The organism is Granulicella aggregans, assembly GCF_025685565.1.
Classification (GTDB): Bacteria; Acidobacteriota; Terriglobia; order Terriglobales; family Acidobacteriaceae; genus Edaphobacter; species Edaphobacter aggregans_B.
The window spans coordinates 51,932-72,319 of record NZ_JAGSYE010000001.1 but is presented as its reverse complement, the minus strand read 5'-3'; the positions used below and the strand labels follow the sequence as shown (position 1 = coordinate 72,319).

At 61.1% G+C, this 20,388-nt stretch carries 8 protein-coding genes; 3 read left to right on the top strand and 5 right to left on the bottom strand.

Annotated features, from left to right (window positions below; genetic code table 11):
* Positions 1-5 precede the first annotated feature (5 nt).
* Positions 6-1,118 carry a phosphatidylinositol-specific phospholipase C1-like protein gene (locus OHL18_RS00255; protein WP_263372831.1) on the top strand — a complete coding sequence of 371 codons (1,113 nt, stop codon included), beginning with the start codon at positions 6-8 and terminating at the stop codon, positions 1,116-1,118.
* An 18-nt stretch (positions 1,119-1,136) separates the two neighbouring features.
* On the opposite strand, the gene OHL18_RS00250 is transcribed toward OHL18_RS00255, so the two are convergent.
* Complete coding sequence (locus OHL18_RS00250; RefSeq protein ID WP_263372830.1) at positions 1,137-1,784, bottom strand: HNH endonuclease; 648 nt, start codon at positions 1,782-1,784, stop codon at positions 1,137-1,139.
* A gap of 91 nt (positions 1,785-1,875) precedes the next feature.
* A complete protein-coding gene (locus OHL18_RS00245) occupies positions 1,876-2,853 on the bottom strand; it encodes a ComF family protein (RefSeq protein ID WP_263372829.1) in 978 nt (325 codons plus the stop codon).
* A 152-nt stretch (positions 2,854-3,005) separates the two neighbouring features.
* Here OHL18_RS00245 and OHL18_RS00240 point away from each other — a divergent pair, with 152 nt between their 5' ends.
* Positions 3,006-3,665 carry a pentapeptide repeat-containing protein gene (locus tag OHL18_RS00240; RefSeq protein WP_263372828.1) on the top strand — a complete coding sequence of 220 codons (660 nt, stop codon included), beginning with the start codon at positions 3,006-3,008 and terminating at the stop codon, positions 3,663-3,665.
* Between the two features lie 54 nt (positions 3,666-3,719).
* Positions 3,720-6,032: an OPT family oligopeptide transporter gene (locus tag OHL18_RS00235; protein WP_263372827.1), complete on the top strand. Its 2,313-nt coding sequence runs from the start codon at positions 3,720-3,722 to the stop codon at positions 6,030-6,032.
* A gap of 43 nt (positions 6,033-6,075) precedes the next feature.
* Here the strand turns inward: OHL18_RS00235 and OHL18_RS00230 are convergent, their stop codons facing one another.
* The 3 genes from OHL18_RS00230 to OHL18_RS00220 are packed head-to-tail and all read right to left on the bottom strand — an operon-like array spanning position 6,076 to position 20,095.
* Positions 6,076-10,059 carry a condensation domain-containing protein gene (locus OHL18_RS00230; protein ID WP_263372826.1) on the bottom strand — a complete coding sequence of 1,328 codons (3,984 nt, stop codon included), beginning with the start codon at positions 10,057-10,059 and terminating at the stop codon, positions 6,076-6,078.
* A complete protein-coding gene (locus OHL18_RS00225; protein ID WP_263372825.1) occupies positions 10,059-18,107 on the bottom strand; it encodes a non-ribosomal peptide synthetase/type I polyketide synthase in 8,049 nt (2,682 codons plus the stop codon). The genes OHL18_RS00230 and OHL18_RS00225 overlap by 1 nt, the downstream gene beginning before the upstream one ends.
* On the bottom strand, positions 18,104-20,095 hold the full coding sequence (locus tag OHL18_RS00220; protein ID WP_263372824.1) for an amino acid adenylation domain-containing protein: 1,992 nt from the start codon (positions 20,093-20,095) through the stop codon (positions 18,104-18,106). Before OHL18_RS00220 ends, OHL18_RS00225 begins: the two co-directional genes overlap by 4 nt.
* Between the last annotated feature and the right edge of the window lie 293 nt (positions 20,096-20,388).

The window sequence follows — 20,388 nt, the reverse complement described above, 5'->3', positions numbered from 1 at the left end:
CCATCGTGAAACTGTTTTGGTCGTCTGCCGCACTGCCGGTATTGTCGTTGTCGTGCGTTCTTTCGCTTGCGCAATCATCGGATGTGAAGCTCAACCAGATCCAGGTGATCGGGACGCACAACAGCTACCACGCGGGCATCGCGCCGAACGAGGCGAAGGTCTGGCAGGCGAAGTATGCGAAGGCCTTTGCGGGACTGGACTACAGCCACCCCGCGTTGACAGCGCAGTTCGATAGCGGCGTGCGGCAGATTGAACTCGACGTCTATGCCGACACAAAGGGCGGCCTTTACTCCCATCCTTCAGGGCCGTCGATGGCAGCTGCTGCGGGTCTTCCTGCCGACCCCGACTTCGACCCGAACCACCTGATGGACAAGCCCGGCTTCAAGGTGATGCACGTCCAGGACGTCGACTACCGCAGCAACTGCCAGCCGTTCATCGCTTGCCTGAACGAGGTGCGTAGCTGGTCGCACGCGCATCCGGGACACATCCCGGTGTTCATCCTCGTCGAGATCAAACAGGATTCGCCCAAGGGAATCAAGGTCACCGAGCCTGAGAAGTTCACCTCGGCCACCTTCGACGCTCTCGATGCCGAGATCCGTTCGGTCTTTCCGACGGATGAGCTGATTACTCCCGATGACGTTCGGGGCAGCTACCCCACGCTTGAGAAGGCCGTGCTTGCGGGCAATTGGCCAACTCTTGAGGCATCGCGGGGCAAGGTTGTCTTCCTGATGGATCAACGCCCGGTTGGGCCGGTTTATCTTGAGGGGCATCCTTCGTTGAAGGGCCGTGTTCTCTTCACCAACGCGGCACCCGGCGAGCCGGACGCAGCTTTTATCGAGCGGAACGACGGACCTGCGGAAGAGATTAGAGCGCTGGTCCGCAAGGGCTATCTCATTCGTGCTCGGACGGACGCGGATACCAAGGAAGCTCGTACCAACGAAACGTCTCGTCGCGATGCCATGATCGCCAGCGGTGCCCAGTTGCTGAGCACCGACTACCCTGCGGCTGAACCAGCGCGTTGGGCTGGCGGCTATTCCGTGTCGCTGCCCGGCGGCAAGGTCGCGCAGTGCGATCCCGTGAATGCTCCGAAGTCCTGTCCGGCAGACCTCGGGAAGTAAGGCAACGTCAGCCGCGGATCAGGCTGCGTTGCCCGACTCAAAGTACAGGTAGCGGCGCCAGCTGGGATCGGCGCTGCCGATCATGCGCATGATATGGCGCGAGGTGTGCAGGCTGAAAGGTCGCGGCTCGCGCTGCAGCTTCATCTCGGTCAGTTCGTGCAGCATCTGGTTGCCCTTGCGGCGGTTGCAGTCGTGGCAGCAGGCGACCAGGTTCTCCCATGTCGACAGGCCTCCGCGCGAGCGTGGAATGACGTGGTCCAGCGTCAGTTCGCTCGCGGTCAGAACCACGCTGCAGTACTGGCAGCAGTTGCGATCGCGCAGCAGTATATTCTTGCGTGAGAGCGCCCGCGTCTGGTGGGGGATGCGGCGGTACTCCAGCAGACGGATCACGCTGGGCATAGCCACACGCATGCGTGCCGCATGCAGCATGGAGCCCTGTTCCTCCTCGGTCTTGGCCACGCCCTTCAGGACAAGCACCAAGGCCCGCCTTGCGCCGCAGATGTTGATCGGCTCGTAGGACGCGTTCAGCACCAGCACCGGCGTCTGCATGGGTGGCTGTCGAAAGACGCCCGCGCGGACCTCAATCTCGGTCGTTGGGGTGCGGCCGTGGAGCATGGCGTGGCACTTGCCGCCCACTCGTTGCTTGCGTGTCTTCGATGCTTGCATTCAAATCCTCCGCTTCGTTTCAAGGCTGAAATCTTCAGAAACTCGAATATCGTGAAATCGGCTCGATCTGCTGGCTATCGTTTTTTTCTTGCTATCCAAAGTCGCGCGCGCCGGAATCCCACAACGCCACTTGCTCCTTTTGAGCGCGAGCCAAAGTAGCGACCCAGACGTGTCGTGCGCCCGCTCTGCGCAGCACCTGCGAGCAGGCCCGGGAGGTCGCTCCTGTTGTGTAGATGTAGATATCGTCGATCAGGAGCACGTCCGCGCCAGCGAGAGCGTTGGTCTCGTCGAAGACCTTGAACGCTCCTACGAGATTTCTGCGGCGGCCCTTGTCGCTCAGGTTGAACTGGCTCTCTGTCGCCTTCACGCGCCTCAGCAGGCTGTGCCTCGTCTTCAGGTTCCAGCTCGGGCGATGCTTACGCAGGAGGGACATCGCCTCATCCGCAAGCGTCTCCGCCTGATTGAAGCCGCGCTGGCTGCGGCTAGCGGCGAACAGAGGAACGGAGATTACGTTCGCACGACCGGTCCATCCTTCTTCCCGCTCAAGCATCAGGATGGCCTGCGCCAGCTTGGCTGCCAGCGGCTTCGCGAGAGATCGCACGCCGTCGTACTTCAGCAGATGGAGCATCTCGCGCAGCTCGTTTTTGTAGACGCCATAGGCAACGGCGCGGTCAAAAGCAGGAGGCGCCATCCGGCATGGCGTGCAGAGCAGTCCCTCCGTGGGAGAGTTGCCGAGAAACCGGTCGCTCTCCATGCCCAGCGCTTCACCGCAGATTCGGCACAGCGCAGACGCAATCGACTGCGATTGCGCACGAAGCTGCGACAGGCAAAGGTCGCAGATGGGAATGTCGTGGGGGGAGAACTCAGCGCGCAGCAGGGAAGCGCCGCACGCACGGCAGTCAGCCGGAAAGAATGTCGTTACGAGGTCATCGAATACGGAACAAGCGGCTCGCGCTGGACTTCGAAGTACGCGTGCCACTGCGCGCCATTCCATCGTTCCGCCCAGCAGATTGCCTGGCGGGCCGCCGGGTGGAGCCCCCGCGGACACATCGAGCGCATTGTCCTTCATGCTTTCGCTGAAGACGCACCTCACTCGCTGACGCTCCAGGTCGATCAGACCGCGTCATGGCTGAAGTATAGCGTAACCCGGGCGCTGCGCCAATGAATATGCTAGGTTCGCCGTGATGCCGGTACCCGGCGCGGAACTGTATTCTTGATCCGATGGCAGAGAAAAAAAAGAGCGAACGCAGCCGCAATCGTCCGCGGCGAATCCCGGCCTGCGATGAATTTACCGAGGGAACTGAAGACCATCTCCTTGCCGGTTCGCCGCTTGAAGACCTCTGCTTTACGAATCTGGATCTCTCCAGCCGCCGTATACCAGCGTTGCGGGGCGGCAACCTGGTCTTCGACCGCGTCTCGTTCGCCAACTCTGAGATAGCTTCGCTGCGCCTCTTCGACGCGCGCTTTGTCGGCTGCGATCTGTCGAACGCGATGCTCCGAGCCTGCGAGGCCACGCGCGTCGAGTTTGTCGACTGCAAGCTCACGGGGCTGAACGCCTTTGGCTGCCGCTTTGAAGACGTTCTGATGGAGCGCTGCGACGCCAGTTTCAGCCATCTCAGCGAGGGAAGGTTTCACCATTGCGAGATCATCAGCAGTGAGTTCCGCGAAGCTGCACTCAACGGGATTAGCTTCGAAGGCACCCGGATGAAAGACGTAGTGCTTCGTAAAGCTGATCTGGCGGAGGCGAACCTCTCTGGGCTCGATCTGACTAACTGCAACATTGAGGAGATCTCGCTTCGCGTGACCGACCTCCGGGGCGCGATCGTCAGTCCCGCCCAGGCCATGGACCTCGCCAGGTTCCTCGAAGTCGTCATTCGGTAGGCACGATACACCCGATAGGGTGCGAAGCTTGTTCATCCTGATACACTTCGCTCCATGCCGCCATCGTCCAACGCAAAGACCACGTTCAAGCCCTTCGTCGCCGCCGCCGAGAACCGCCCAGAACTCACCGCCCGCGCTCTCATCCTTGGAGCCTTCTTTGGCGTTCTTTTTGGGGCCGTTACGGTCTATGTCGGCCTGCGCGCCGGGCTTACGGTCGCTGCCAGCATTCCGATCTCGGTGCTCTCCATCTCCATCCTGCGCGCCTTCGGCAAGGCCAGCATCCTTGAGAACAATATCGTCCAGACGACCGGCAACGCCGGCCAGTCGATTGCTTCCGGCGTCATCTTCACCCTGCCTGCGCTGATCTTTTTAGGTTTCGATCTGGAGTCGACGAGAATCTTCGCCTTGGCGCTCTTCGGCGGTTGGCTTGGCGTCCTCTTCATGATTCCGCTTCGGCGGCAACTCATCGTCGAAGAGCACGAGACTCTCATCTACCCTGAAGGCACAGCCTGCGCCGACGTCCTCATGGCCGGCGAGCGCGGCGGGTCTTTCGCATCCCGTGTCTTCTTCGGCCTCGGCCTCGGCGCTCTCTATACCCTCTTTCAGAACGAGAACATCTTCGCTCTCTGGCCCTCCACGCCGACGCGCGACTTCGACATCGGCCCGCAGCACCTGCTCAAGGGCTCCAGCATCCGCGCCGACGTCACACCCGAATACCTCGGCGTCGGCTACATCATCGGCCTCCGCGTCTCGGCCGTCATGCTCGCCGGCGGAGTCTTCTCCTGGCTCCTGCTTCTTCCCGCCATCTACTTCTTCGGGTCGCACATGACCTCGCCGCTCTACCCCGGCACCACGCTTATCCACGACATGAGCCCCTCCGACCTCTGGAAGACCTACGTCCGGCCCATGGGTGCCGGAGCCGTCGCCGCCGCCGGAGTCATCACCCTCGCCCGCACCGCGCCGACCATCCTCGCGGCCCTCACCGAAGGCCTCAAGAACATCGGCAAGAACAACGGCACCGCCGCCACTCCCACCCGCACGACGCACGACCTTCCGCCAACCGTCGTCCTCGGCGGCTCCGTCATCCTGATCGTCCTGATGTTCCTCTTCCTCGAATTCCACCCCGTCCCCGGAGCGCAGGTCGGAGCGCTCGCCAACATCGCCGCCGCTCTCCTCGTCGTAGTCTTCGGCTTCCTCTTTGTTACCGTCTCTGCCCGCATCGTCGGCATCGTCGGCAGCTCCGCCTCGCCCGTCAGCGGCATGACCATCGCGACCCTGATGGCCACCTCCGCTATCTTTCTCGTCAAGGGCTGGACCGCCCCCGCATTCGGCGCGCTCGCCATCACCATCGGCGGCATCGTCTGCATCGCCGCCTCCAACGCCGGAGACACCGCGCAGGACCTCAAGACCGGCTATCTCATCGGCGCGACGCCCTGGAAGCAGCAACTCGCCCTGATGTTCGGAGTCGTCATCTGCGTCTTCTCCATCGGCTTCACGCTGAACCTGATGAACACCGGCTTGCAGGTGTTTCAGCGTCTGCCGAAGCCCATCCCCTTCACCATCGCCAACACGAATGAAGGTGTTGTCAACGGCGTCCAGACAAAGGGCAACTTCTCCCTCGACCACATCCAGCTAACGCCGCACGACCACTCCGGCACCAAGGAAGAGCTCGGTAACGCCAACCGCCTCATCCTGCTGAACGCCATCGGCTCAACTACCTTGGAAGACGGCAAGTACCTCTACAACCCGGACACGAAGCAGATCGAGATCCAATGGATCCAAGGCATCGGCTCCGAAAAGGCCGCCGCCCCGCAGGGCCGCCTGATGGCGACCGTCATCAACGGCATCCTCACCCAGAAGCTCCCCTGGGCCCTGGTCCTGCTCGGCGTCGCTCTGGTCCTCGTCGTCGAACTCCTCGGCATCCGCTCCCTCACCTTCGCCGTCGGCGCGTACCTGTCGATCGCCACCACCCTTGCCATCTTCACCGGCGGCCTCATGCGCTGGATGGTCGACCGCGCCATGCTCCACCATGCTGCGAAGCTCGCTGCCGCGAATCCCGATGCGATCGATCCTGCCACGGGCCTTCCAGTTCCCACCAGCGTCACCCCAGCCCTCGACACCGAATCCGAGATCAGCCCCGGCAGCCTCTACGCGTCTGGATTGATCGCCGCAGGCGGCATCGTCGGCCTGCTTGGTGTCGCCATCCGCGCCGGCGAAGGAATCTCCGAGCAGCGCGGAGGCAACTGGCAGTTCTGGCGCTTCAGCAGCCAGAACCCCATCTATCACGACTGGTTCAGCGTCCTCATGTTTGGCCTGCTGGCATTCAGCCTTTACTACTTCGCGCGCAAGCCACTAGACGCAAAATAGGCTCATGTTCCATTTCGCTCAAACGCCTTGAAGGGCCAAGTCTCTATGACCTTGCCTTATCCATCGTCTCCCGGATCGTCTGCGCCAGGGCACCGATGTGTTTTTCCTTGAACATGTCGTCATGGTCGCCTGGGATCCACATGGTATGGACCTTGCCCGTCGTCATCACGCCCCAACCGAGGGTGGGGTCGAACTCCGCGTCCAACGGAACGTCTTCTGCAGGGAAAAGATAGACATCCGATGCGATCTTCGCCGGACGGTGCCGCCGCACGCCAACCCTGGTCACCAGAGCGGGGTCCTTCAGCCAGGAGGGAAGCTTCGTCCCCTTTTTTACGAAATGCGTATAGACGGCGACCCGTGTCTCCAGCAGCAGGCTTAGCCACTGGTTCCGCAGCTTCTCCATGACGAACTCGCCATGCAGCTTCAGCTTGTCCTGGAGCTTGAGACCGCGCGTCTTGCGCATATGGTGCCCGAGCGCTGCGACGCGCGGCATGAGCCGGCTTGTCGTCGGGGCTACCTGTGCGACAGATTGCTGGACGCACCAATAGTCCGGACAGTAGGTATCGATCAGCCCGATGAACGCAACTTTCTCGCCAAGCGCTTCCAACTGTGCTCCGACTTCAAAGGCCACGAGCCCGAAGAAGCAGAAGCCCGCGATGTAGTACGGTCCCTTCGGCTGAACCTCGCGAATGTGGTTGACGTAGTTCTGGACCTGGTCCTTTAGCGTGTAAGGAAGGTGCCGGTCTGAGAGCTCCAGCTCCATCACTCCGTAGAAGGGCTGGTCCGAGCCCAGCGCCGCGGGGAGAGCGCGATAAAGATGGTAGGAGTGGATCATGAAGAGCGGAGGCCGGTTGCCTGAAGGATGCAGGGGCAGAACGACCTGCTTCTCAATGATGTTCCGCTGCCTCAGGACGTTGGCCATCAGCTCGATCGTCGGTGCCTTGAAGATCGTGGGCACGGGCAGCACCAGGTCGAACGCTGCGTTGATGCGGGGAATGAGTTTCAGGATCAGCAGCGAGGTGCCACCGATGTCGAAGAAGTTGGCGTGAACGCTGATGGAGGGAACGCCGAGCACACCCTCCCAGACCTGTGCCACCATCTCCTCGACCAGGTCGCGGGGAGCCACATAGGGCCGATCCAGTGCCGCATGGCCGCCTGCTCCGCGAGTCTCGCGAGCGTGGCTCGCATGGGCGACGGAGTGGCCGCCAACAAAGGGAGGTGCCGGAAGATCGTTGACCCTGCGATCGGGACTCTCTACAACGGCCTTCAGAAGCGTCTGGTAGTAGGCGAGCCACTTCTTGACCGTTGTCTTGTCGAAGAGATCGGCGTTGTACTCCAGTTCGGCGCGCAGGCCTTCAGACCTTTCGATCATGGCAAGCTGCATCTCGAACGGAGTTCCCACGCTCATGCTAGGCAGCGGAGTGACCGTCAAGCCCTCGATCTGCCGCGTCTGAACGAACGCCGTCTGACACATGAAATAGAACTGAAATAGAGGACGCCGATCGTTCTGGGTCCGCAGCGTGAGGTTCCGAAGAAGCAGTTCGAACGGCAGGTCGGTATGGTCGAGAGCCTCAAGCGTGCGGTCGCGTGTGGCCTGAATCAACTCCGCCATCGTCGGATTTCCGGCCAAGTTGAGTCGAATCGCCATCGGTCCGGCAAACGGTCCGATCAGGGCTTCGGTCTCGGCACGGCGGTTCAGCACCGGAGATCCGATCGTCAGATCATCGGCCACGGAGGCACGTGACAGCATGGCGGCAAAACATGCCAGGGTGACGACGTAAAGTGTCGCGTCGTTTGCCTGGCCCAGTTGCTTGACCGACCGCGTCAGCTCTTCCGGCAACAGCAGCGTCTCAACTGCTCCCTTGGCGGTGGGGCGATAGGCCGGCGGATGGTCGGTCGGGAAGTCGAGCACCTGCAGGTCGCCGCTCAGCCGGTCGAGCCAGTAGCGGAGGTGCTCCTTCATCGCATCTGAGTCGAGGTTGTCGCGCTGCCACACCGAGAAGTCCGCATACTGAATGGCAAGCTGAGGAAGAGACGGCTCTTCTCCGCGATTCAGGCTTTCGTACGTTGTCCAAAGTTCGCGCTGGATCACCTGTGCAGAGGCCGCATCCGCAAGAATGTGGTGCAGCGTGACGATCAGGACGTGTTCTTCGTCGCCTACCTTGCACAGCATCGTGCGGAAGAGCGGCAGCGCATTCAGATCGAACGGCTTCAGAATCTCCTGCTGGATCGTGCTGGCGAGGTTGGTTGCCCGCTCGGCCTCGCTGCGTCCAGAGACCGTTGTGCTCGGAAGTGAAACCCTATAGCTCGGATGAATGACCTGGAGAAACTCTCCGTCGCGTTCGTTGAAGGTGGTCCTCAGCGACTCATGCCGGTCGATCAACAGTTGGAACGATTTTGCCAGCACCTCCGACGAGAGCTGTCCTGCGATCTGCATGACTACGGGTACATGAAAGGAGGGGTTTGTCGGATCGAGCTGGGAGAGCGTCCAGAATCGCTCCTGCGCCAGGCTGCCGGGCATGGCGATCACCTGCGACGAAGGCTCGTCCTCAAGCGCAGAGAAGGCATCCCCGGCGTTGTTGCCAACTCCATGGCCCGCATCTTCAATCGTCCGCTTTGTGAGTGACTCCGTGGGAGACAACACCAACTCCGCCAGCTTCTGATTCCCGCGCTTCGCGAGAAACCGGAGAACCTCCTGAAAATGCAGGAGAAGGCTCTCCGCCGTCTCTTGAGTGTACAACCCTGCCTTATATTCAAGCGATAAACGCCAGCCGATCTCACGCTGCACCAGGAAAAAGTTCAGGTCATAAAGCGCACCCTGAGACTTTGATGGCATCGTGATCATCGCTGCTTCGCCCAGCTTGAACTCGGACGGCCCGTTTCGTCCGTACTCCTTCTGGCAGACGAAGTTGATCCGGAAGAGGTCAAGTGCGCTTTTGTGGGGAACCGGAATTGCCTCCATCACCTCTTCAAAGGCGATTTCCTGATTCGCTAACGCGTCCCAGACGTTGTCGCGGACCTGGGCCAGAAGATCAGAGACCGTGCTCGCTCCGCGCAGATCATTGCGAATGATTACCTGATTGACGAACTGCCCGATGATCGGCTCAAACTCAACCCGGTTTCGCCCAGCCAGCGGGGTGCGCAGGGCAATGTCGCTCAGCCCGGTGTAGCGCGAAAGCAGCAGCATGCAGGCGGCCATCGTCACTACGTAGAAAGTCGCGTTTTCGGACTTCGCGAGATCAAGAAGGTCATCGGTCAGCTCGCGCGGGAGGAGCGCCGATACGATCCCCGCCTCCATCATGTCGGCGGATACGTTCTTATCGAACGACACAGAAAGCTGGGGTGCCCGGGCCAATTGTTTCTTCCAATAGTCCAACTGGCTTCGGGTGGCAGGTGCCGACTGGTTCTCCCCTTGCCAGGCCACATAATCGCCATACTGGAAGTCGAGATCGTGCAGCGGAGATGGGTCGCCCGCTGAAAGAGCGTTATAGGCTTCGGATAGCTCCTGCATCAGGATGCCGACCGACCATCCATCGCAGATAATCTGGTGTGCGGTGATCGTGAGGAGCGACTGCTTCTCTTCGAGCCGGAGTAGCTTGACCCGCAGTGGCACGCCCAGCGTGAGGTCGAAGGTCTGCTGGGCCTCCTGCGTTGAGATCTCGTCGACCAGAAGGCTTCGTGCAGACTCGGCAACTGAGGTCAGGTCCACCACTTCAATCGAGAGATCGAAGGAGGGCGAGACGACCTGGATTGGCTCTCCGTTGGACAGCTTGAAAGAAGTTCGCAGCATCTCCTGGCGCATCGCGACAGCTCGCAAAGATGCCTCAAGGACGGCGGCATCGACCTCGCCGGCGATCTGCATCCGGAAGGCCCCGTTGCAGCGGCGGTCGCCAAGGGTAGTGAGCCCCTGCGGCCACATGCCCCTCTGCCCCGGAGTCAGCGGAAACGCATAAAACCCCTCACCGCCCGGAGGTGTGTCTGTGGCCGAATCCGCCATGTTTCCAAGGGTAATTGATTTTGCGCCCATCAATCTCCAGTACTGGCGTCGACCGGTTCCGGTTGCGTCGTCAGCGTAGAAGGTGAGATGCGGTATTTGGCGCGGGAAACAGCCATCAAGGGAGCGGTTTTTGCTGCGGGCGCGACCGAGGAGAGCTCAGCCAGTACGGCGCGGATCTGTCGATATTGCAGAATCTGGCGCGGTTTGACTTCGATGCCGGCCTGATTTGCTCGGGCAGCGATCTGGAAGACATGGAGCGAGTCCGCTCCGAGTTCGAAGATATTGTCCTGGACGCCTACCCGTTCGACATGCAGCACCTCCGCCCAGATCGCCGCCATCTGCTCTTCCTGCGGCGTCTGCGGAGCTACGTAGTTTCCGTCCTGCACCTGGAGTGAGCGGTCCGGAGCAGGAAGCGCTCGCCGGTCGATCTTCCCATTCGCCGTCAAGGGGAATGTGGGCAGGTCGACGAAGGCAGTGGGGACCATATAGTCGGGCAGCTTCGAGAGCAGGAAGGAGCGAATCTCGGCTGGCACCGGGGCACTCTTTCCACTCGCCACGATGTACCCGACGAGCCGCTTGTCTCCTGGAATGTCTTCACGCAGCAGCACGACAGCCTGTTGGACCCCGGGGAACTTGCTCAGCGCGGTTTCAATTTCACCGAGTTCGATGCGGAAGCCGCGGAGTTTGATCTGCCCGTCCGCACGGCCAAGGAAGTCGAACTCGCCGCTGGGCATACGGCGAACCAAGTCGCCGGTGCGGTAGAAGCGCGCTCCTGCGCGGGGCGAGAAGGGGTCGCTGAGAAAGCGATCGGCGGTGAGGTCGGGGCGCTGGAAGTAGCCTTTGGCAACGCCCACGCCGCCGATATAAAGCTCTCCCGCGACGCCGGTTGGAACCAACTGCTTGTGCGCGTCGAGAACGTAGAACTCCGTGTTGTCAATGGGAGGTCCGACGTAGACGGGGCCAGCCTTCTCTTCGACCATGCTGGTCGCCGACCAGATCGTTGTCTCGGTTGGGCCGTACATGTTCCAGAGATCGATCTTCAGTGCGAGGATCTGGTTCGCAAGGTCGCGAGGAAGCGCTTCGCCTCCGCACCATGCCGTAAACTTCGGATCGCCCTTCCATCCGGCGGCCATCAGCAAGCGGAAGGTGACCGGCGTCGCCTGCATGATCGTCGCGTTGGAGGAGTGGAGCAGCTTGAGCAGCTCGGTGCCGTCGGATGCCACGGCGCGTGTTGCCAGCACGAGCTTGGCGCCGGTGATGAGCGGCAGATAGACCTCGAGCGCGGCGATGTCGAAGGAGATCGTCGTGACGGCTACGAGTATATCCTTGGAGGTCATGCCCGGTTTCTTCGCCATCGATTGCAGCAGGTTCACGACGTTGGTCTGGGTCACCTCGACGCCCTTGGGCCTGCCGGTCGATCCGGAGGTATAGATGACATACGCAACCGCCGACGGATCGTACTTGAGATCGAGCGGACCGGCGTCCTCGACGTCGATGGCTGCCCAGCGTTCGTCGACGCAGATGAGACGCGTTCCAGCCGAGGGCAGATCCGCCGCGAGGCGCGACTGCGTGAGGATGGTCGGCTGATGCAGGTCCTCGAAGACCATCTTGAGCCGTTCCATGGGGAAGGTGGGGTCGAGCGGAATGTAGGTCGCTCCTGCCTTCCAGGTCGCGAGCAGAGAGACGACCAGCTCGATCGACCGCTCCATGTAGATGCCTAGCACTTCGCCCCGCAGAACGCCGGAGGAGACCAGATAGCGGGCGAGCTTATTCACGCGTGCGTCGAGTTCGGCGTAAGTGAGCGACTCACCCTCGCACTCGAGCGCAATTGCATTGGGAGTGGCTGCCGCCTGACGCTCGAAGAGCTGATGGACGCAGAGATCCGACGAGTAGGGAACAGCGGTCTGGTTCGGCGTGATGGAGACGCGCTCGCGCTCCTTGGCAGTGAGAACCGGAAGCGAGGCGAGAGGCTGTGTGGCGTCGCTGCTGAGACCGCCCAGGAGGGTCTCGTAGCAGTCCATCCAGCGCGCGATAGTCAACTCGTCGATCAGGTCGGTGTTGTAGTCGACGTGAAGCGTGACGCCGTCTGTGCCTTCGACGGCGTTGATGAAGACATCGAAGTTCACAAAGCTCTTCGGGTTCGGGTCGACCTCGGCTTGCAGGCCGGCGAAGGCTAGGCCCGATCCTACTTTTTCCAGGTTGAACTGGACTTCGATCAGCGGCAGGCGGCTGGCATCGCGAGCGATTGGCAGCTTCCGCACCAGGCGGCCAAAGGTGTAGTTCTGATGGTCGTAGGCGTCGAAGATGTTCGAGCGCATCTGCTGCAGAAACTGCGCGGTCGTGATGCCCTCGTGAGTGATGCCGCGGATGGGAACGAAGTTCACCGCGTGGCCGACGAGGACCTTGTCTTCGACCAGAGACTGACCGGCAGCGGGGACGCCGACGACAATGTCTTCCTGGCCCGTGAGGCGGGTCAGGGTTGCGGCGAAACCGGCAAGCATTGTTGCGAAGAGCGTGCACTTCTGCTGTGCGCCTGCGCGTTTGATGTCCTTGAGGGCTGCTGCGCCAATCTTGCGGCTGTAGGTCGCTCCGGCAAAGCTCTTCATCGCCGGACGAGGATGATCCAGCGGCAGGTCTAAAAGCGGAGGGAGAACCTCGAAGTTCTTCAGCCAGAACGCTTCGTTCTTGGCTCCTTCGTCGCCGATGAAGTGCGCGTCCTGCGCGACCGCGTAGCTGCTGAACGGCATCAGCGGATCGAGATGAGGAGACTTGCCTTCGAACTTGGCGCTGTACGTCTTCGACAGCTCATCGAGCATCACGTTGATGCTCCAGCCGTCGCAGACCACGTGGTGGGCGGTGAAGACGAACGCGTGTTTGTCCGCTGCGAAACGAACGAGCGCCACACGGAACATGGGGCCTGCGACGAGATCGAACGGCTTATGTGCGTCTTCCTTGATGAAGCTCGCAAACTTCGTCTTCTGCTCGGTCTCGGCCAGGCCGGAGAGGTCGATCAGGGGCAGCTCAACTGGCTTCGGAGCGGAGAAGTGCTGCGTCCGAGCGTCCATGTCGAAGGTTGCGCGGAGGGCGTCGTAGCGGGCGACCAGGCTCGAAAATGACTCCGTAAGAACGGGGACGTTGAGCGTACCCTTTAGGTGAAGCGAGAGGGATTCGTTGTAGCTGCAGTTCGCCTCGGACGAGAGCGCGGCGGAGAGCAAAATCTCCATCTGTGATTCGGTGATCGGAGCGCTGCTGGCGTAGGCCGGAGTCTCGATTGCGGCAGCCTCGATCGTCTTGCCGCCAGTCGGCATGTCGAGTACTTCGCCGGCCTGCATCTCCGCGATTGTCTCTTCGAACGCGCGCACGATGTGGTCGATGTCTTCGGCGGTGTGCTCGGTCGTGATGAAGCACGGGAAGTTCTCGAGCAGGTGAATTCCCTTCGAACGCAGGTGGTAGTAGAAGAGGCTGCCGAAGCGGAAGTCCGAGGGGAAGCTGAAGTAGAAGAAGCTGGAGAAGCTCTCGATGTGCGTAGGGACTTCGTTTTTCTTGAGCAGAGCGTTCAGGCGTGCGATCAGGTCTGTCGTGCGCGCCGTCAGCCGCTCCTGCAGCGCGGGGCCTTCCTTCTTCAGGTGCGTGAGGACTGCCTTGCACGCGGCCATCGCCAGCGGGTGGCGGACGAAGGTTCCGGCGAAGAAGGTGACGCCGACCTCCGGGATGGACTCGTCGCCGTACTGCCACATGCCGCCGTCGAGGGCGTCCATGTACTTGGCCTTACCGGCGAGGATGCCCATGGGCATGCCACCGGCGATGACCTTGCCGTAGGTGGCGAGGTCGGCGCGAATGCCGAAGAGCGCCTGGCAGCCGCCGGGATGGACGCGGAAGCCGGTGACCACCTCGTCGAAGACCATGCAGACGTCGGCCTCTTCGGTGATCTTGCGGAGTTCTTTCAGGAACTCGATCGGCTGGAAGGCCGGATGGCGGCTCTGGACTGGTTCGACCAGCACGGCGGCGATCTCATTCGTGTGCGCCTTGATCCAGTCGAGTGACTCCTGTGCGCCGTATTCGAGCACCGTCATATTCGCGACAGAGTCGCGCGGGATTCCAGGTGCCAAAGGCGAAGACTGCGGCTGTCCGCCACGCCTGAAGCCCTTGACGAGGACCTCGTCGAACATGCCGTGATAGTCGCCAGAGAAGTAGACGATGCGGTTCTTTCCGCTGACTGTGCGAGCTACGCGCATCGCGGCCATGACGGCTTCGGAGCCGGTGTTGCAGAAGGTCGCACGCTCATTGCCGGTCATCTCGCAAAGTGCCTTGGCCACTTCGCCAGCGAGCAGTGTCTGCGGGCCGATCTCGAAGCCGAGGTGGAGCTGCTTTTCGATTGCGTCTTCGACGAAGTCGGGACGGTGCCCGAGCATGATCGGGCCAAAGCCGTTCAGGCAGTCGAGATACTCGTTGCCGTCGATGTCCCAGATCCGCGAGCCCTTGGAGCGGTCGGTGATGATGGGGTAGACCATCTCCTTCCACTGGACTTTGAAGCCAGCGACGACACGCGGGTCAGCGAGATAAGGCCGGTACTCTTGCGTCTTGGCCTTCGACTTCGCGGTGCGGCTGGTGTAGAGCGCGACCAGCTTGCGGATGTGCTCTTCCTGCTTGGGCGTCAGTTCGCCGTGGACCTTCTTCGCAGCCGCGCGGAAAGGAACATAACCCTTCAACTCGACGGTAGCGTCCTTCGGGTGGTCTGCCGCGGCAATCGTGGCGGGAACCTGAGCCACTGGCACGGGTGCTACCGGTGGTGGGGCGGGTGCGGGTGCGGCACCGCCATTGAGAGCTGCGATCTGCTGAGCGAAGAGCTGGTTTAGCGCAGCGAGCTGACTCTTCATCAGCTCTTCCATGGCGGTTCCGCCGCCTGCAGCTGGGGCGACGCTCATCGTGGGAACAGGGGCAACTTGAGCCGACGGCGCGGCGACCACAGCAGCAGGGGCGGCCTCTTCGTAGAGGCCTGGAGCGACGTGGCCGTCGATGTAGCCCGAGAGCGCGTCGAGCGTCGCGAGGTCGTCCATCAACTGACGGAAGGTGATCTTGATGCCGAACTTCTGCTGCAGCGACTGCGTGACCTGGGTCAGGAAGAGGGAGTCGAAGCCGATCTCGAGGAAGGACGCGGAGGTGTCTTCGCCGCTGATATCGAGGCCCGAAAGCTCCTCGAAGATCTCGATCAGCATGACGCGGATGGTTTCTTTGCGTGGCTTTGCTTGCGTGGCTGCTGCTGGACTCGCTACAGATTGCGAAAGGCTCTGAGACATGGGCGAGATCTCCTTCAGTGTCGCAACCGGCAGGATTGCCGCCGGGTCGGAAGAAACAGGCCTCTGAATGATCTCCGGCAGCTCGATCTCACCGGAGTCAACGCTCTTATGGGCGTCGCTAAGCCAGAAACGCTTGCGTTCAAAAGGATAGGTTGGCAACGAAACACGCTGGCGTCTGGCCTGCGTTTGAATCTCCTGCCAATCGGGCTTCGCACCCCTGGTCCAGGCTTCCCCCAAGGCATGCAGCATGGAGTGCGTATCATCCTGCCCACTGTCGCTATTGGAGAGTGAGGATAGCATGGCAATCTTTGCGCCCAGTGCCAGATTTTGACGGGCAAGCATTACCAAAACTCCGCTCGGCCCGACCTCTAGTAACATTCGATCTCCGGATTGCAGTAACCGGGCTATCGCAGGCGCAAACTGTACCGGCTCACGGAGATGCCGGGCCCAGTAGTCAGCGGAGGTGGCATCGTCGGGCCGGATCCAGTCTCCGGTAAGAGTCGAAACGTAGGGAATCTGCGGCGGGGACATCTTCACCTTCGCCGCCGCCTCGCGAAACTCCGCCGTAATCGGGTCCATCATCGGGGAGTGGAACGCGTGCGAGGTGACGAGTCTGCGGCTGACGATCTCAAGCTTCGTCAGCTTCGCTTCGAACTCTTCGATGGGGGGTGTCGCTCCGGAGATGACGCAGAGAGTGGGCGCGTTGTTCGCCGCGATGCTGACGCCTTCGCTCAGCAGGGGTGATATCTGCTCTGCACTGGCGCGGACGCTGAGCATGGTGCCGGACGGAAGTCCCTGCATCAGTCTTCCTCGCGTCGCCACCAGGTGCAATGCGTCTGCGAGCGAGAAGACACCGGCGAGACAGGCGGCGGCAAACTCCCCGATGCTGTGGCCGATCATCGCCGAGGGTTGGATGCCCCAGGAGATCCACAGCTTCGCCAAGGCGTACTCGACGACGAAGATCGCGGGCTGCGCCAGCATGGTCTGCGTAAGCAACTCGGTGGCGGCATCTTCTTTGCTGGGCTCCGGGTAGAGTACGGTCAGAAGATCAAGATTCGCATCCTGCAGAAGGATCCTTGCGCAGGCATCGACGGCGTCGTGGAAGACTGGCTCCGTCTCGTAGAGACCGCGCCCCATGTTGACGCGCTGAGAACCCTGGCCGGGGAACATGAAGGCGACAGACGGATCGGGAGCGTTCCGTTTCTTCCCCGGTGCGACCTTGCCAAGTGTCTTGTGTAGCCCGGCGACTGCTTCTGCGCTCGTCTCGGCTACAACGGCGCGGCGGAAGTCGAACGGTCTGCGTCCGGTCTGAAGCGTGTAAGCCACATCTGCCAGCGCACGGTCTGGATGGGCCTCGATATCGGCGGCTAAATTTGCCGTCGCCGCATCGAGCGCCGCCTGCGACCTTGCCGAGACGACCAGCAACTGGGCTGCTCGCGTTGGGGGATCGGAAGGATCAGGTTCGACCTCTTCTAGAATCAGGTGGGCGTTCGTTCCGCCGACACCGAAGGCGCTAACGCCCGCGCGGCGCGGACTTCCGTTCCGCTCCCAGGCGGCAGGCGTCGCAGTCACCTTGAATGGGCTGTTCGCCATGTCGAAGCGCTCGGTCGGCTTCTTGAAGTTCAAGGTTCCGGGAAACTGTCCGTGCTTCACGACGTGAGCCGCGTGGATCAGGCCGGTCACGCCGGCTGCGATGTCGAGATGGCCAACGTTGGCCTTCGCCGTTCCGATGGTGCAGAAGTTCTTAGCTTGCGTCCCTGTACGGAATGCCTTCTCGAGTGCGGCGAGTTCAATGGGGTCGCCTAGCGGCGTTGCTGTTCCATGTGCTTCGATATAGCCGATTGACTCAGGCTCAACTCCTGCAGCCTGCTGCGCCATGGCGACGACATTCGCCTGGCCTTCAATGCTGGGGGCGGTGTAACCAACCTTGTTGCCGCCGTCGTTATTCGTCGCGAAGCCCCGGATGACGGAATAGATGTGGTCGCCGTCGGCGATCGCATCTTCAAGCCGCTTGAGCAGTACGACGCCGACGCCCGAGCCGAAGACCGTTCCCTGAGCGTCGTTGTCGAACGGGCGGCAGTGGCCGTCGGCCGATCCCATTCCACCTTCTTGGTACACATAGCCGCGCTTCTGCGGCAGCGTGATGGAGACGCCGCCAGCCAGCATCATGTCGGCCTGGTAGGTCATCAGGCTCTGGCATGCCTGGCATACGGCGACAAGAGAGGTCGAACACGCAGATTGCACCGAGAAGCTGGGGCCTTTCAGGTTGAACTTATAGGAGACCCGCGTCGCTAGGTAGTCGGGATGGTTGCCCATCATCGCCTGGTAGTTGCCGATCTGGTAGTTCTTCAGAAAGTCTTCGGTGAATCCGGGCTGGGCGCAGACCTCGGCATGGAAGTAGCTGTTGAAGGCCGTTCCGGCCATCACGCCGACAGATCCCGGATAGGTGCCAGGGTCGTAGCCGGCATCTTCGAACGCTTCCCAGCAGCACTCCAGAAAGATCCGGTGCTGGGGATCCATCAACGACGCTTCTTTCGGGAGAATGCTGAAGAACTCCGCGTCGAAGAGGTCGATATCTTTAAGGATGGAGCGGGCTTTGATGTAGTTCGGATCGCTCGCGGCCTGGCGCGCGTTGACGATCTCCAACTCCTCGGCGGAGAACTGCGAGATGCCCTCGATGCCGGCGAGCTGGTTTGCCCAAAACTCCGCGACGCTGCTCGCGCCCGGAAACCTGCCGGACATACCAACGATCGCAATGCCGGTTAGATCTTCTGGAATCATGCCTTTACGCCCCTTGGCCGCGTTGTTTGGGCCGCACGCATCCGGGCGAACGTCTCTCTCTGTTTACGCGCCTGTTCCTGTGCTGCCGAGAGGACGCTGCCACCTGACGAGCTGGGCGGGGCCGACTCGGATTCCTCGCGTAACTTATCGGCAAGTGTGCGTATCGATGTAAATTCGAACATCCAGGTGATGGGGATCTGCCGGTCAAGCTGCTTCTGAAGCTCGGCACGGATGCGGATGAGCAGAATCGAACTCCCGCCAATATCGAAGAAGTTGTCATCCAGTCCGACGTTCGGCGTTTCGAGAACTTCGCGCCAGATGGCCGCTACACGTTCCTGCATTGGCGTTCCGGCTCCGGGTGCGGGAGCCGAGGAGCCGGTCACTGGGACAGGCAGAGCCTTGCGATCGACTTTACCGTTGTTCGTCAGCGGAAACGACTCCATCTGTATATAGAAGGCGGGAATCATCTGGGCCGGACTTCGCGGAGTCAAAAATTCCCGCAGCGTATGGGCTTCGAGCTTGATCCCGCTTTCGGTGACGAAGTACGCTGCCAGGCGCTGCCGGCCGCTGTGATCGGCATGCGCGGTCACGAAGACCTGCCGGACGCCCGGGTACTCGGCGATTGCTGCCTCGACTTCGCCGAGTTCGATGCGGAAGCCGTTGATCTTTACCTGATTGTCGTTCCGTCCGAGGTAGACCAGCTGCCCGTCAGCTCGACGTCGCGCCAGGTCGCCGGAACGGTAGAGCAGCGATCCGGACTTGCCAAAGGGATCAGCGATGAAGCGCTGAGAGGTCAGTTCCGGGCGGTTTAGATATCCCCGCGCCACCCCAGCACCGCCGATGCAGAGTTCACCCTCTTCGCCATCCGTCACGGGCTTTAGATCGGGATCGAGCACATAGAGTTGCAGATCGGGGATCGGTTCGCCGATCGGGCTGTCGATTTCCGTGTGGGCATCGGACTCGGAGACGACGCGGTAGGTCACGTGGACCGTTGTTTCGGTGATGCCGTACATATTGATGAGCTGCGGATTGCTGTCGCCGTGGCGCTTGAACCAGTTCCGCAGAGCCCGATACTGCAGCGCCTCGCCGCCGAAGATCACGTAGCGGAGCGCCAGCGGGAGCGTGGGGCCGGCTTCTTCGACCTGGTCGATCAGGGAAAAGGCCGAGGGCGTCTGGTTCAGCACGGTCACTCGCTCTTCGGACAGCAACGCGTAAAACTCCTCGGTGGAACGGCTTACCTCAAATGGAACGATCACCAGCCGGCCTCCGGTGAGTAGCGGTCCCCAGATCTCCCAAACCGAGAAATCGAACGCGAAGGAGTGAAACATCGTCCAAACGTCGTTTTCGTTGAAGTGGAACCAATGATCTGTCTGGGTGAAGAGCCGCATGACGTTGCCGTGCGTCACCAGGACTCCCTTGGGCTTACCCGTGGAGCCGGAGGTGTACATGACATACGCGAGCGAATCGGCCGTAGATTTTTGCTCCGGATCGAGAGCTGGCTCTGAAGCTTCGAGTTGGTCGTGCATCAGGACAGCGCCTGAGATCGCAGCCAGTCCAGCGGCTAGCCGGCTGTCGGTGATTACGGCCAAAGGCGCTGCATCTTCAAGCGTCTGCGCCACTCGCGCCGAGGGATAGGTAGAGTCAATCGGGAGGTACGCGAAGCCTGCCTTGACGACCCCCAGCATGGCGCTGATCTGTGCAATGGAGCGGTCGAGGTAGATCGCTACGATCCGTGGGGAATTGTTTACTCCAACCTGGCCGTGCGCCGCCAGAAGACCCTGGGCGATGCGATTCGCTCTTTGATTCAGATCGCCGTAGGAGATTATCTCCCGTCCACAGGTAATGGCTGTCCGGCCTGGGAATCTTTGGCATATCCGCTCGAAACAATCACTGAGCGAACTCTCTGAGGCAGCACGAGGAGTCCCTTCCTTTTCCTGGGTTGCTGAAAAAGAGACATCGTCTACCGGCTTGGCCCAGCTACCGTTCATCGAGTTCCTTCCAATCTCAAGTGGAATTTATCCGCAGGCTCGGCCAGAAACTTTGACCGTAGTTTACGACACTTGAGAGCACCGGCACACCGTACCGATGTGTCACAGCCTTGACATGTCCCATTCAATCTTGCGTTGTCAGGCTCTGATAGCAGGATCTCAAAGGGCTGAACGTCTTCTGGGGCAGAAACCCTGCGGTTCGATCGCCGCGCGAGGCATCCTGCGTTAACTCTGGATATGTGAGTACTTCAGGCCCGCCACAAACCTACAGTAACATGCTCGTAATCAGGCAT

What these genes read in the sequence shown, in the direction of transcription:
- OHL18_RS00250 (WP_263372830.1), bottom strand. Translation starts at nt 1,784, where the DNA reads ATGCAAGCATCGAAGACACGCAAGCAACGAGTGGGCGGCAAGTGCCAC.
- OHL18_RS00245 (WP_263372829.1), bottom strand. Translation starts at nt 2,853, where the DNA reads ATGAAGGACAATGCGCTCGATGTGTCCGCGGGGGCTCCACCCGGCGGC.
- OHL18_RS00240 (WP_263372828.1), top strand. Translation starts at nt 3,006, where the DNA reads ATGGCAGAGAAAAAAAAGAGCGAACGCAGCCGCAATCGTCCGCGGCGA.
- OHL18_RS00235 (WP_263372827.1), top strand. Translation starts at nt 3,720, where the DNA reads ATGCCGCCATCGTCCAACGCAAAGACCACGTTCAAGCCCTTCGTCGCC.
- OHL18_RS00230 (WP_263372826.1), bottom strand. Translation starts at nt 10,059, where the DNA reads ATGGGCGCAAAATCAATTACCCTTGGAAACATGGCGGATTCGGCCACA.
- OHL18_RS00225 (WP_263372825.1), bottom strand. Translation starts at nt 18,107, where the DNA reads ATGATTCCAGAAGATCTAACCGGCATTGCGATCGTTGGTATGTCCGGC.
- OHL18_RS00220 (WP_263372824.1), bottom strand. Translation starts at nt 20,095, where the DNA reads ATGAACGGTAGCTGGGCCAAGCCGGTAGACGATGTCTCTTTTTCAGCA.